The sequence below is a fragment of the Streptomyces sp. NPDC043685 genome (genome assembly GCF_056436585.1).
Window position 1 is genome coordinate 305,796 of sequence record NZ_JBWKCH010000007.1, and the last position, 13,115, is coordinate 318,910.

Here is a 13,115-nt window from a genome sequence, read left to right on the forward strand (position 1 = left end):
CTACCCGGCGCTGCGAACGGGCTCGGGCGCCCGGCGCCGCGGCGGCACGAGGTGGGCCTCCTGGCCCGGCACGTCCCAGGGGTTCTGCGCCGGACGCAGCAGTTCGAAGCGGACGCCGCCGTCACCGTCCGTCCGGACCCCGTGCACGGCGGGCTCGGGCAGGCTGTTGTAGTGGAACGGCGTCGAGAAGTAGTAGGCGCCGGTGTCCGGGACGGTGACGAGGTCACCGGGCTCCAGCAGCGGCAACGCACGGTCGCGTGCCAGCAGGTCCCCGGCGAAACAGGCAGGTCCCGCGATGTCCTGGCGGACCGGTCCGCCCCGCTTGGCCCTGCCGCTTGCCTCGTGCGCCTCGATGCGCAGGGGCCAGGCGTCGGGGTTGAACACCGTCCGGGTGGCCACCTGCACACCGGCGTGGGTGACCGCGATCCGCCGGCCCCCCATGCTCTTCGTGTACTCGACGTACGCGGTGAGGAAGCCGTTCTTGGCCAGGACGGAACGCCCGAACTCGGTGACGATCTCGTACCGGCCGGAGAACAGCGCGGGAGCCTGTGCCCGCAACTGCCGGACATAGGTGTCGAACGTCGGCGTGGTCTCGTCGTCGGCGAAGTTGACGGGCAGTCCGCCGCCGATGTCGATGCCGACGACCTGACGCCGTCCGAGCGAGGCGTTGACCTCTTCGGCGAACGCCACGGCCCGGGCGACCCCGGCGGCCATGAGGTCGAGCGGGCAGCCCTGTGAACCCGCGTGCGTATGCACCCAGGTGAGCCACGGGTGGTCGTGGTAGGCGCGCAGCAGCCGCTGCCGGCTCCCCGGGTCCGCCAGGGGCACACCGAACTTCGACGTGCTCGTCGCGGTGCTCATCGCGGCGATGCTGCCCCCGCCGAGCTGGGAGTTGACCCGCACCCCGATCCGCGAGGCCGGGACGCGGTCACCGAGCGCCCGGTCGATCCTCGCCAGTTCCTGATAGTTGTCCACGTTGACGGTCACCCCCAGGTCGAGGGCGTGCCGCAGTTCGGCCTCCGTCTTGGCCGGTGAGTCGAACACGATCCGCTCCGGCGCGAATCCGGCGGCCAGCGCGCGGGCCAGCTCACCCGCGGTGGCCACCTCGCAGCCCATGCCGAGCCGCCGCAGCTCCGCCAGCACCGGCACCAGACAGTTCGCCTTGGCCGCGAACGCGTGCAGGACACCGGGGGACGTGGGGAAGGCGCGGTGCAGGGACGCGACGGTCGCGGCGACGCCGTCGAGGTCGACGAAGGCGGCCAGGGGGAACCGCTCGGCATCCAGCAGCCCCTGGCGCACCGCCTCCTGGAGGATCCGTTCGCGTCGCTCGGCGGCGGCAGTCAGTCCGGTCATGGTGTGCCCTTCCGGTGTCGTAGGCGCGGCGCCCCGGACCGCCCGGGGTGGACCACCAGGCTGCTCTCCGCGCCCGGCCGGCGTCTTCGTCGGATCCTCAAAGACACGGGCCGCACGGACGACGGGCGGCGGCAACAACTCGCCTTCCGGGCAGAGGCGTTGTGCGATACGACAACGGGGGAGCCTCCGGTTGGTGTCCGCGGCCGAACGACGGACCGCCCGCGCGCTCGCGCCTCGGCGCGGGGCGTCCGGCGCCGGGCCGGGCGTTCAGGGGCGGGTGCCCTCGGTCTCGCCGCCCAGACGCAACTGCACCTGGGCCAGCAGCCGGGCATCGGGGTCGCCCAGGTCCAGCCCGGACACCTGCGTGATGCGGCGCAACCGGTAGCGCAGACTGTTGGAATGGACGCCCAGGGCGCGCGAAGCGGCGGACACGTCCCCGAAGTGGTCGAGGTAGGCGCGCAGGGTCTCCACGAGGCAGCTTCCGCTGTGGTCGGCGTCGAACTCCCTCAGCCGGGCCACCGAGGTCCGCGCCGGCAGCGTCACCTCGCGCAGGACGTCGACGACCTGGAGGATGCCCACGGTGTCCGCGACGTCCTCGCTCCGCGCCACGGTGTGCGGCCCGCCGGAGGCGACGATCGCCTGGAGGGCCTGCTCGGCCGACCTGCGGGATTCGGGCGCCCGTGCCAGGCCGGGGACCACGTCACCGAGCCCGGCCTTCACCGTCGAGCCGATCGTCGCCGACAACTGCTCGGCGAGGGCGTGCCCGAGCCGTCTCACCTGGGCGTCGGCCCGCCGCGGGTCGCGTTCCAGCCCGCTCAGCAGGATCAGGGTCCTGCCTCCCGCCGGGACCACCACGACGCGGTGGCCGAGGGCCGCGCAGTGCAAGGTGAGCAGGCCGTGGAGCCCGGCCGGGCCGTCGTCCGCGGGGTGGCCGGTGCCGGTCCCCACCGCCAGGACGGCACAGGGCTCCCGGGGTGGCAGCCCGGCCCGCTCCGCGAGCACCTCGACCGAGCCGCGGTCCTCCAGCAGCGCCCGGGCCGCGTCCTCCACCAGCCGGCCGTCGGAGCTGTGGGTGCGGTGGTGCAGCAGATGGGCTGCGGCGGCCCGGACCGCCGCGCGCAGCGTCTCCGCGGCGTTCGGCGACAGTGGTCGACCGGCCACGGCCGCCACCCAGATGGACCCGAGCGCCTCTCCGCCCGCCCGCACGGCACCGACCAGACGCTCGGGATCCTGTCCTCGGGCGGGCCGGTGCAGCACGTCGTCCGCACCCCACAGCGCCTGGAAGAACCCCGCCTCCCGCATGGCCGCCACCCGCCAGGGCGGCACGCGACGGCCGAGGATGGTCAGCCGGCGCATCTCGTCCACGTTCTCCTCCGTGGAGGAGTAGGCCAGCACCCGCGACTCCGTGTCCTCGATCGTCACCGAGCCTCCCACCAGGGCGGCCACCGCGTCGGCCAGCGAGTCCAGGTCGCCCGGGCGTACGTCGCCGGCCGTGGGCACCGCGGGCGCGCCCGCCGCGGCCAGCCCCGCCCTCAGCACCCCCACCAGCTGGGCCCACGGGCACCAGGCGGTGCGGAAGAGCACCGCCGTGCCGCTCCCCTCCGCGGCCGTCTGCAACGCCCGCGCGGTGGACTCCGGCCGGCCCGGGCCGAACACCACGCCCGCCGCACCGGCCTCACCGGCCCGGCGCACCACGTCGACCGCGTGCGCGGAACGCGGGTCCACGCCGACCGCGAGGAGTAACTCCCGCGCTCGGATCGCCGGTTCCAGGGCGTCCAGCACATGGACACCGGTGACCTTCGCCCGCAGGCCCCGCGGGGCCGTGTGCAACTCCACGGCTCCCGCCCCCACCATCGAGAGCAGCCGCTCCAGCGTCGCCCCGTCCTCGGTGCCCGGCCCGATGCCCGACGATTCCCCCAGGTCCGTCACGGTGCCTCCCCGTCCCAGCCGACCGTGCCGCCGCCGGGCGGCCGTTCGGAGAAGACGTATGACATCACGGGCCTGTCCCGCAGTCGAGAGGTCCTTCGAGGCACACAGGCGCCGACGGCGCGAACCACGGGCGGCGCGCGCCCCCTGGCCGTTCGTCTGGATCAGCCGGTCGTCGGGTGGGGTGTGCCCCGCAGAATCCGGACCGCACCTCGGCCGATGGGTCGGCCACTGAGTTCACGGGTCCTGACAGGACTGCTGAGCGATGCCGGCGCCGCCGGCCTGGGTGACCGCCGTCGCATCGCCGTCGCGGCCGACGCTCGGCGGCCACCCGATGGCGGCCCGGCACGCTTCAGGCGGCACTCCCCGCGGTGGGGCGGCGAGCGTGCTCGTCCGGAGTCATCCCTGGTCCTCTGAGGAGGGATAGATCCGCCACAGCTGGGAGAGGTTCGGCCCGCCCCACATGCGGGTGAGGCCCACCAGCCGGTCGTTGCCCTGAAGGTGGTCGGCGATGGCCAGGGCGTAGCGCGGGTGCACGACCGAGACCATGTAGAAGTCGTTGCCGCGCTCCGCGTGGGAGATCAGGCGCCAGTGCTGGTTGAGGCTGTCGGTGCGTTCTCGAAGTGTCACGATGTCGGGCGGGTTGGCCCCCGCGGTGAGGCAGCGGCGGTTGGCGTACGACTCGATGCGCACGGTGCCGTCGGCGTTCTGCCGCAGGAACCACCGGTGCGAGTTGTTGTCCTTCGCGAAGGGGTCTTGTGCCCAGGTCTGGGTGTGGTTGCCGACACCGTCGTGCCAGTCGTTGCACATGAAGTAGGTGCCGGTGACGTGGTGGGTCATCGTCACCGATCCGCCCGCGAGCAGGAGGAGGTCGCTCAAGTCAGTGCTCCTCAGCCTCGAGTGTTTTTCACAGGAGCGGTTGCCCCCGCAACTCAGCGTAGGCAGCCGGCTGTTGTTGCGGAGCGTGGCGAACCGGTCGTTTCCCGAGGCCACAGCCTGTCCGGACGGTCTCGAACGAGTGGACGGCGGTACTCGGCGCACCTGACCGAGCGTCACCCACAGGTACCGCACCGAGCGCAACGCTGCGGCAGAGCACCGCTCGATTCGCACGGGCACGGTGACCACCTGGCGGCAGGGGAGAGCGGCAAGAACGAGAAACTGACAGCCGCCCCGAGAAGGCGCTGTCTCATACAAACCGCATCCACACCGTTGACGCGGCCACCTGACTGCGTCTCATAATCGGGCAGCCACTGTCATCGATGACACAAGTCAACGATGACACCCTCGGGCGGCGGCGGGGCAGCCTTCGTCGGGCCGGGGTGCACTTCTCGGTCGTCGCGCAGGGTTCTTTCCCACCGCCGCGTGGACGGCCGTGGGACAAGGAGCCGCTATGAGCCGAATACGCGTATCCCGGCAGGCCCGCATGCGGATGGCGACGGTGGTGACCGCCTGCGCCCTGTCGGCAGCCCCGCTCGTTCCTCAGGGCGTCGCACCGGCATACACCGAGACGTACAGACCCCAGTTCCACTTCACCCCGCAGAAGAACTGGATGAACGACCCCAACGGCCTCGTGTACTACAAGGGCGAATACCACCTCTTCTACCAGTACAACCCGAACGGCGACTCATGGGGCGACATGTCCTGGGGGCACGCGGTGAGCAAGGACCTCGTGCACTGGGAGGAGTTGCCGCTCGCCCTGTCGCACGACCACGAGGAGATGGTCTTCTCCGGCGGCGCCGTCGTCGACTGGAACAACACCTCCGGGTTCGGCACCAAGGAGAACCCGCCCATGGTGGCGATCTACACCAGTGCCTACAAGAACGGCGGCAAGCAGGCCCAGTCGCTCGCCTACAGCACCGACCGAGGCCGCACCTGGACCAAGTACCAGGGCAATCCCGTGATCGACATCGGCTCCGACAACTTCCGCGACCCCAAGGTGCAGTGGTACGCGCCGACCAAGAGCTGGCTGATGACGGTGTCTCTGTCCGCCGAGCACAAGGTGCGGTTCTACTCGTCCAAGAACCTCAAGGACTGGGAGCAGCAGAGCGAGTTCGGGCCGGCCGGTGCGACGGGTGGCGTGTGGGAGTGTCCGGACCTGTTCCCCCTCGCGGTCGACGGGGACCCGAAGAAGATCAAGTGGGTCCTGGTGGTCAACCTCAACCCCGGTGGCATCGCGGGTGGTTCGGCCGCCCAGTACTTCGTCGGAGACTTCGACGGCAAGAAGTTCACCCCCGAGGACAAGGGCACCTACACACCGCCCACGGGCGACGTCGTACAGGACTTCGAAGGCGCCGGCTTCGGGGACTGGACGGTGACCGGGACCGCGTTCGGCCGAGGGCCGGCGACCGGTCCGGTGGACGGCCAGGGAACCGTCTCGGGCTTCGACGGCAAGGGCCTCGCCAACAGCTTCCACGGCGGTGACGGCGCCACCGGCTCCCTCACCTCCCCCTCCTTCACCGTGACCAGCCCCTACCTGAACTTCACCATCGGTGGCGGGCGGCATCCGCACGAGGACGGTACCGTCCTGGAGAACACCCCGCCCGAGGGCACGCTCCTCGCCGACTTCGAGGGCGGCGGCTACGGCGACTGGACGGCGACCGGGGACGCCTTCGGCACGGCACCCGCCACCGGCACCCTCCCCGGCCAGCAACAGGTCTCCGGATACCTGGGCAACGGCCTGGTCAACACCTTCCGGAGCGGCGACTCCACCACCGGCACCCTCACCTCGCCCGAGTTCACCGTCGACAAGAAGCACATCAACTTCCTCGTCGGCGGCGGGAACCACCCGGCAGGCTCGGCCGGCCCCACCGCCGTCGAGCTGCTCGTGGACGGCCGGGTCGTGCGCAGCGCCACGGGGAAGAACTCCGAGGCGCTCAACTGGGCTTCGTGGGACGTCGGCGACCTGGCCGGCAAGAAGGCGCGGATCAGGATCGTCGACGACAACACCGGCGGCTGGGGCCATGTCAACGCCGACCACATCGTCATGTCCGACACCCCGGCTCAGCGCGTCTCCCAGGAGACGTCCGTCAATCTGATCGTCGAGGGCAAGGTCGTCCGCAGTGTGACCGGCACCGACAGCGAGACCCTGGACTGGGCGTCCTTCGACATGCGCCCGTACGTCGGCAAGAAGGCGCAGATCCGGATCCTCGACATGAACACCGGCGGCTGGGGCCACGTGCTGGCCGACCGGTTCACCACCGCGGACAGACCCGCCGAGTCCGCTCTGCGGCGCGCCGGCTGGGCCGACTACGGCAAGGACTATTACGCGGCCGTGTCCTGGGAGAACGTGCCGGGCGGCAAGCGCTACATGATCGGCTGGATGAACAACTGGGACTACGGCGGGTCCGTCCCCACCTCCCCGTGGCGCGGCGTGCAGAGCGTCCCGAGGGAGATGGCCCTGCGTACCGTCGACGGCCGGATCCGGCTCACCAGCAAGCCGGTGGGCAGCCTGGAGTACCTCCGGCAGAAGGATCCGGCGACGGCGTCCGGTGTCACCGTCGAGAGCACCTCGAAGTCCCTGACCGGCCTCGGGGCCGAGGGCAAGGCGCTCGACATCGAGGCGACCTTCTCCCTCGAGGACGCGGATCGCTTTGGACTCAAGGTGCGCACCGGCGCGGGCGGCGAGGAGACCGTCATCGGCTACGACACCGCCGCCCAGGAGCTGTACGTCGACCGCAGCCGATCCGGCGCCGGGGACTTCGGCAGCGCGTTCCCCGGCGTGCAGACAGCACCCCTGAAGGCCGAGAACGGCAAGGTCAGGCTGCGGATCCTCGTCGACTGGTCGTCCGTGGAGGTCTTCGGCGGACGCGGCGAGTCCGTGATCACCGACCAGATCTTCCCCGACCCCTCCAGCACCGGTGTCCAGGTGTTCGCCGAAGGAGGCAGCGCCACCCTCGACGGCCTCCGTGCGTGGCGGCTGAAGTCCATCTGGCGGTGACGAGCCGTCTCCCCGTGAAAACCGGGAGGCGCCACACGGGCACCTCCCGGCCGGAGCCGAACGCGGCGGCCACCACCACGTCCCGCTCCTCCTGGCGATGGGCCCGCCGGCCGACGCCCGTCAGGGACGCGTGTCCAGTGGATCGAGGAACGTCAGTACGGAGGCGTCCTCCTCGATCAGCGGAGTGAGCGCGGCGTTGAACGGGCCGCCGTACGGGGCGTTCAGGTGTACCTGGAAGGCGTCCTCGTCCCGGTAGACCTCGAAGATCCAGTAGCCGCGGGGGTCGGCCGCCTTGGTGTAGACGTCGAACGTCACGTTGCCTTCCTCCTCGCGCACCTTCAGGGCGTACTCCTGGATCAAGCGGGCGACCTCGTCCTCCGCTCCCTCTCGGGCGGTGAATTCGGCGAGCAGGGTCTTCGTCATGGTCTTCCGTCCTCGTCCGTGGGGTTCAGTGCGTGCGGTTCAGTGGGTGGAGTCGAGATGCCGGACCGCGCGGGCGCCCGGCGTGGGCTGCGGCAACTGGTCCCGCCAGGGCGGGTTCGGGCCGGCGACCGAGCAGGTCAGGGAGGCGACCCGCACGGCGAACAGGCAGGCCGCCTCGACGTCGGCGAGGCGCAGGTCCGTCAGTCTGCCGCCGAGGAGTCCGCGGGTGGCGAGGTGGTGCAGCAGGCCTGCCGTGAAGGAGTCCCCCGCACCGACCGTGTCGACGACCGGCGTCGCCACCGCCGGCACCCGCACGCGCTCCCCGTCGAGTGAGGCCAGGGCTCCTGCCGCGCCGCGCGTGATCACCACGAGCCGCGCTCCCGCCGCATGCCAGGTGTCGCACGCCTGCTCGGGCGGTGTTCCGGGCAGGAGGAGCTCCAGATCGTCCTCGCTCAGCCGCAGCACGTCCGCGAGGCCGCACCAGTGCGCCAGCCGGGCGCGGTAGACCTCGGGACGCACCAGGAGTGGGCGGACATTGGGGTCGATGCTGATGGTGGCCCTCGGGGCGGCCGCCGCCAGGAAGTCCTCGACCACCGCCGCTCCCGGCTCCCTGACCAGGGCCAGTGAACCGGTGTGCACGCAGGCGGTGCCGGCCAGGTCCACCCCGGCCAGTTCCGCGGTCGTCCACTGCCAGTCGGCGGTGGCCTGGGCGTGGAAGGAGAACGCGGCCTGGCCCTCGGCGTCCAGTTCGGCGACGGCGAGCGTGCTGGGCTCGGCGGCCTCGACGGCGTGCGAGAGGTCCACGCCGGAAGCCGCGAGGTGGGCCCGGAAGAGGCGGCCGAACACGTCGCCGGACAGCCGCGCGAGGAAGCGGGCGGGGGTGCCCAGGCGGGCCAGGGCCACCGCCGTGTTGGCCGGCCCGCCGCCCGGCAGGACGCGCAGGGCGAGTTCGTTCGGGGCAGGTGCGGGCTCGGTGAACGCGTCGGCGACGCATTCTCCGAGGACGGTGATCCGGCTCATGGGCTGCTCTTCTCTGGGACGCGCGGAGCGGAAACGGTCATGACCCGGGCACGCCGGTGTGCGCCTTCGGGGCGGGGCGGCCGCCGAGGGGCGTTGCCGATTTGTGACGAGTGCAAGGCATTGACGTTGCCGGTGAGCGGAGTCCATCATCCTCGCCAAGCAGTGTCAACGATGACATCGGTCATCGTTGACATCGCGGGACGGCAGGCCCCGCTGCCGACCACCCGCCCGACATCCCGCTGGAGTCGTTCATGTCACGCACCTCTCGTCTGCCCTCCTCTCTGCTCCGAGCCGCCGCGTGCACGGGCATCGCGGCCCTGACCCTGACCGCCTGTGGATCCGGATCGGGATCGGGCAGCGCGAGCACCGGCTCGGGCGAGGCCAAGGTCGGCCTGATCACCAAGACGGACACCAACCCGTTCTTCGTCAAGATGAAGGAGGGCGCGGAGAAGACCGCGAAGGCCGAGGGCGTCCAGCTCATGACCGCCGCGGGCAAGTTCGACGGTGACAACGCCGGGCAGGTCACCGCGATCGAGAACATGGTCGCCGCCGGTGTGAAGGGCATCCTGATCACCCCGAGCGACTCGAAGGCGATCGTGCCCGCGATCGAGAAGGCCAAGGCCAAGGGTGTCCTGGTCATCGCCCTGGACACCCCGACCGAGCCGCAGAGCGCGGTCGACGCCCTCTTCGCCACCGACAACCTCAAGGCCGGTGAGCTGATCGGCGAGTACGCCAAGGCCGCGATGAAGGGCAAGACCGCGAAGATAGCCGCCCTCGACCTCGCGCCGGGTGTGTCCGTAGGCGTCCAGCGGCACAACGGCTTCCTCAAGGGCTTCGGCGCCACCGACAAGGACGTCGCCTGTGCTCAGGACACCGGCGGCGACCAGTCCAAGGGCCAGACGGCGATGGAGAACTGCCTCCAGAAGGAACCCGGCATCAACGTCGTCTACACCATCAACGAGCCCGCGGCGCTGGGCGCGTACACCGCGCTCAAGGCCAAGGGCCGGGAGAAGGACGTCCTGATCGTCTCCGTCGACGGCGGCTGCACCGGCACCCGGGCGGTCAAGGACGGCAAGATCGCCGCGACCTCGCAGCAGTACCCGCTGAAGATGGCCGCCGAGGGCGTCAAGGCCGTCGTGACGTACGCCAAGGACGGCAAGAAGGCGTCGGGTTACACCGACACCGGGGTCACTCTGATCACCGACAAGGCGCAGGACGGGGTCGCTTCGAAGGACACCGCCTACGGCCTGGACAACTGCTGGGGCTGAGCCGCCGGCTCCCGCTGCCACCGTCCGACACCCCTCAGCGGGGCGGCCGCCCCCTCCTCCCCGAACCGGGACGGCCGCCTCCTCGTCCTCCTGCCGCCCTGAAGGGACGGACAAGGACTTCTGTCTTCCGACAAGGACCTCGCATGACTGCCACGTCCACGCCACCCTCCACGTCCACCCCGTACGCCGATCTCAAAGCGCCGACCACGGTCCGCAGGCTGCTCACCCAACCGACCACCGGCCCGCTGATCGCCCTCCTGCTGGCCTGTGTCTTCTTCACCGTCTCGACCGATCAGTTCCTCACCGGCGGGAACTTCTCGCTGATCGTCCAGCAGGTCATGGTCGTCGGCACGCTGGCCATCGGCCAGACGCTCATCATCCTCACCGCGGGCATCGACCTGTCCTGCGGAGCGGTGATGGCGTTCGGCAGCATCGTCATCGCGAAGATGGCCGCCGAGGGTTCCCTGCCGCCGCTCGCCGCGATCGCGCTGGGCCTGGTCGTCTGCGGCGGCTTCGGGATGCTCAACGGGGCCCTGGTGCAGAAGGTCCCGCTGCCGCCGTTCATCGTCACCCTCGGCATGCTCAACGTGGCGTTCGCGCTGACGCACATCTACTCCGAGGAGCAGACGGTCAGCAACCTGCCCGGCCCGCTGACGGCCCTCGGGCAGACCTTCCCGCTGGGCAGGACCGACATCACCTACGGCTCGCTGGTCACGATCGCCCTGTTCCTCCTGCTCGCCTACGCGCTGAGCAGCACCGGCTGGGGCCGCCACGTCTACGCACTGGGCAACAGCCCGGAAGCGGCGCGGCTGAACGGCATCCGCACCTCCCGGCTGACCATCGGCGTCTACACCGTGGCCGGTCTCCTCTACGGCGTCGCCGCCCTGCTGCTCATCTCCCGTACCGGAGTGGGCGATCCGCAGGCCGGGCAGACCGACAACCTCGACAGCATCACCGCCGTGGTGCTCGGCGGCACCAGCCTCTTCGGCGGACGCGGCTCGGTCCTGGGCACGTTCATCGGCGTCCTCATCGTCGGCGTCTTCCGTAACGGGCTCCAGCTGATGGGCGTCGCCTCGATCTACCAGACCCTGATCACCGGGGTCCTGGTGATCCTCGCGGTGACCGTCGACCAGATCTCCCGGAGGAAGGCCCGATGACCACGACCACCACCCAGACCCCCGTGCTGCAGGCCCGCGGTCTCGTCAAGCGCTACGGCCAGGTCACCGCCATCGACGGCGCCGACTTCGACCTGCTGCCCGGCGAGGTCCTCGCCGTCATCGGCGACAACGGCGCCGGCAAGACCAGCCTCATCAAGGCCCTCACCGGCGCGGTGGTGCCGGACGAGGGGGAGATTCGCCTGAACGGCGAGCCGATCCAGTTCTCCGGCCCGCAGAGCGCACGCGCCCACGGCATCGAGACGGTGTACCAGGACCTCGCCGTGGCGGCGTCCATGGACATCGCCTCGAACATGTTCCTCGGCCGCGAGCTGCGCCGCCCGGGCGTCCTCGGCAGTGCCTTCCGCATGCTCGACAAGAAGCGCATGCGCCAGGAGGCCGCCGAGCACATGGCGGATCTGAAGATCGGCCTGCGCTCGCTGACCCAGGCCGTCGAGACCCTCTCCGGCGGACAGCGGCAGGCCGTCGCGGTGGCCCGCGCGGTCGCCTGGGCCCGCAGCGTCGTCGTCATGGACGAACCCACCGCCGCCCTCGGCGTCAAGGAGTCCGGCCAGGTCCTCGACCTGATCCGCCGTGTTCGCGACAAGGGCATGCCGGTCGTCCTCATCAGCCACAACATGCCGCACGTCTTCGAGATCGCCGACCGGATCCACGTCCACCGGCTGGGCCGGCGCGCTGCCGTGATCAAGCCGTCCGACTACTCCATGGCGGAAGTCGTGGCCATCATGACGGGTGCCCTCACCGTCGACGAGGCCGGAGATACTGTCGTAGCGGATTCCGAGGCCGCGAAGGCCGCCGGAGTACAGGCCACCTGACAGCGCAACCCCGCTCCCGCATGTTCCGGCCGAGGCCGCGGCCCGGAACCGGGAGCATCCAGGAGACGGTTTACTCCATGGCAGCGAGCCGCCGACCCACCTTGGCCGATGTCGCCCGAGAAGTGGGTGTCAGCGCCAAGACGGTCTCCCGCGTCCTCAACGAGGACGGGCCCGTATCGGCCCGGACGCGGGAGCAAGTGCTCGCCGCGGTGGCCGAGTTGGGCTTCCAGCCCAACCTCATGGCCCGCAACATCCGCGTCGGCGGTCCGGACACGACCATAGGGCTGGTCATCCCCGACCTGGCCAACCCCTTCTTCGGAGCCGTGGCCCGCGGGATCGAGGACACGGTCCGGGACCGCGGACTGACGCTGCTCATGGGCTCGTCCGCGGACGACCCCGAGCGCGAACGCGCCCTGACGGCGCAGTTCCTGGCACGGCGCGTCAGCATCCTGATCGTCGTGCCGTCCGTCGGCGCCGACCACTCCGACCTCAAGTCGCACCGTACGGCGGGGCTGCCCGTCGTCTTCCTCGACCGGCCCGGGGTCGGCCTGTCCACGGACAGCGTCGTCAGTTCCAACCGTGCGGGGGCGCAAGAGGGCGTCGCGCACCTGGTCGCCCACGGGCACCGCCGCATCGGGTTCGTCGGCGACCTGCCGGTCAAGCTGTACACCCGCCGCGAACGCCTCGCCGGATACCGGGCGGCCCTGCAGGAAGCCGAGATCCCCTACGACCGCTCCCTGGTCGTCAGCGCGCACGATCAGCAGGGGGCGGAGGCCGTGACGGCTCAACTCCTCGAACTGACCGATCCCCCCACGGCCCTGTTCGCCGGGAACAACATCATGGCGCTCGGCATCGTCGCCGAGCTCGCCCGCAGCAAACGCAAACACGTGGCCGTCGTGGCCTTCGACGACGTCTCCCTCGCCGAAGCGCTGGAACCGGCCCTGACGGTCGTCGCCCAGGACCCCGAGGAGATCGGCCGCAGCGCCGCGGCCACCGCCCTGGCCCGGCTCGACGGCGACCGCTCCCGGGCCCGCACGATCACCGTGCCCACCCGGCTGGTCGTCCGTGGGTCGGGAGAGCAACGCATCCGGGACGGCGGTCGCTGACGGTCCGGCCCCCGGGCGGTGGACGCCCGGGGGAAACAGCGGCTGACGGACCCGACCGGCACCTGGGAACCGAGGATGTGCGAGTCAGGAGG

The 13,115-nt window shown here is 71.0% G+C and carries 10 protein-coding genes; 5 read left to right on the forward strand and 5 right to left on the reverse strand.

What is annotated here, in order from left to right; genetic code table 11:
• The 3 genes from AC0665_RS24595 to AC0665_RS24605 all read right to left on the reverse strand — a co-directional run bounded on the left by AC0665_RS24595 (window position 1) and on the right by AC0665_RS24605 (window position 4,158).
• The gene (locus tag AC0665_RS24595; protein WP_478606455.1) at window positions 1-1,353 is read right to left on the reverse strand and encodes a type III PLP-dependent enzyme domain-containing protein; all 1,353 of its coding nucleotides are present in this window, start codon (window positions 1,351-1,353) and stop codon (window positions 1-3) included.
• A gap of 267 nt (window positions 1,354-1,620) precedes the next feature.
• Window positions 1,621-3,282 carry a helix-turn-helix domain-containing protein gene (locus AC0665_RS24600; RefSeq protein ID WP_478705780.1) on the reverse strand — a complete coding sequence of 554 codons (1,662 nt, stop codon included), beginning with the start codon at window positions 3,280-3,282 and terminating at the stop codon, window positions 1,621-1,623.
• A 396-nt stretch (window positions 3,283-3,678) separates the two neighbouring features.
• Window positions 3,679-4,158: an RICIN domain-containing protein gene (locus tag AC0665_RS24605; RefSeq protein ID WP_468636920.1), complete on the reverse strand. Its 480-nt coding sequence runs from the start codon at window positions 4,156-4,158 to the stop codon at window positions 3,679-3,681.
• A gap of 511 nt (window positions 4,159-4,669) precedes the next feature.
• On the opposite strand from AC0665_RS24605, the gene AC0665_RS24610 reads away from it, so the two are divergent.
• Window positions 4,670-7,216, forward strand: coding sequence for a GH32 C-terminal domain-containing protein (locus AC0665_RS24610; protein WP_478705781.1), 2,547 nt, complete (start codon window positions 4,670-4,672; stop codon window positions 7,214-7,216).
• Between the two features lie 120 nt (window positions 7,217-7,336).
• Here the strand turns inward: AC0665_RS24610 and AC0665_RS24615 are convergent, their stop codons facing one another.
• Window positions 7,337-7,639: a putative quinol monooxygenase gene (locus AC0665_RS24615; RefSeq protein WP_478705782.1), complete on the reverse strand. Its 303-nt coding sequence runs from the start codon at window positions 7,637-7,639 to the stop codon at window positions 7,337-7,339.
• Between the two features lie 39 nt (window positions 7,640-7,678).
• Window positions 7,679-8,659 (reverse strand): carbohydrate kinase family protein, encoded by a 981-nt coding sequence (locus AC0665_RS24620; protein WP_478705783.1) that lies wholly within the window; start codon window positions 8,657-8,659, stop codon window positions 7,679-7,681.
• Window positions 8,660-8,910: 251 nt separating this feature from the next.
• Between AC0665_RS24620 and AC0665_RS24625 the strand changes: the two genes are divergently transcribed.
• The 4 genes from AC0665_RS24625 (at window position 8,911) to AC0665_RS24640 (ending at window position 13,023) form a co-directional block, all read left to right on the forward strand.
• A complete protein-coding gene (locus tag AC0665_RS24625; protein ID WP_366050866.1) occupies window positions 8,911-9,927 on the forward strand; it encodes a sugar ABC transporter substrate-binding protein in 1,017 nt (338 codons plus the stop codon).
• A 143-nt stretch (window positions 9,928-10,070) separates the two neighbouring features.
• Window positions 10,071-11,084: an ABC transporter permease gene (locus AC0665_RS24630; protein ID WP_468410241.1), complete on the forward strand. Its 1,014-nt coding sequence runs from the start codon at window positions 10,071-10,073 to the stop codon at window positions 11,082-11,084.
• Window positions 11,081-11,917, forward strand: a complete 837-nt coding sequence (locus tag AC0665_RS24635; protein ID WP_468410239.1) for an ATP-binding cassette domain-containing protein — start codon at window positions 11,081-11,083, stop codon at window positions 11,915-11,917. The genes AC0665_RS24630 and AC0665_RS24635 overlap by 4 nt, the downstream gene beginning before the upstream one ends.
• A gap of 77 nt (window positions 11,918-11,994) precedes the next feature.
• A complete protein-coding gene (locus tag AC0665_RS24640) occupies window positions 11,995-13,023 on the forward strand; it encodes a LacI family DNA-binding transcriptional regulator (RefSeq protein ID WP_478705784.1) in 1,029 nt (342 codons plus the stop codon).
• Window positions 13,024-13,115: the final 92 nt, after the last annotated feature.

Bases quoted from the DNA above. Each gene is read 5' to 3' on its own strand.
- AC0665_RS24610 (WP_478705781.1), top strand. From the start codon at position 4,670: ATGAGCCGAATACGCGTATCCCGGCAGGCCCGCATGCGGATGGCGACG.
- AC0665_RS24615 (WP_478705782.1), bottom strand. From the start codon at position 7,639: ATGACGAAGACCCTGCTCGCCGAATTCACCGCCCGAGAGGGAGCGGAG.
- AC0665_RS24640 (WP_478705784.1), top strand. From the start codon at position 11,995: ATGGCAGCGAGCCGCCGACCCACCTTGGCCGATGTCGCCCGAGAAGTG.
- AC0665_RS24625 (WP_366050866.1), top strand. From the start codon at position 8,911: ATGTCACGCACCTCTCGTCTGCCCTCCTCTCTGCTCCGAGCCGCCGCG.
- AC0665_RS24635 (WP_468410239.1), top strand. From the start codon at position 11,081: ATGACCACGACCACCACCCAGACCCCCGTGCTGCAGGCCCGCGGTCTC.
- AC0665_RS24595 (WP_478606455.1), bottom strand. From the start codon at position 1,353: ATGACCGGACTGACTGCCGCCGCCGAGCGACGCGAACGGATCCTCCAG.
- AC0665_RS24620 (WP_478705783.1), bottom strand. From the start codon at position 8,659: ATGAGCCGGATCACCGTCCTCGGAGAATGCGTCGCCGACGCGTTCACC.
- AC0665_RS24630 (WP_468410241.1), top strand. From the start codon at position 10,071: ATGACTGCCACGTCCACGCCACCCTCCACGTCCACCCCGTACGCCGAT.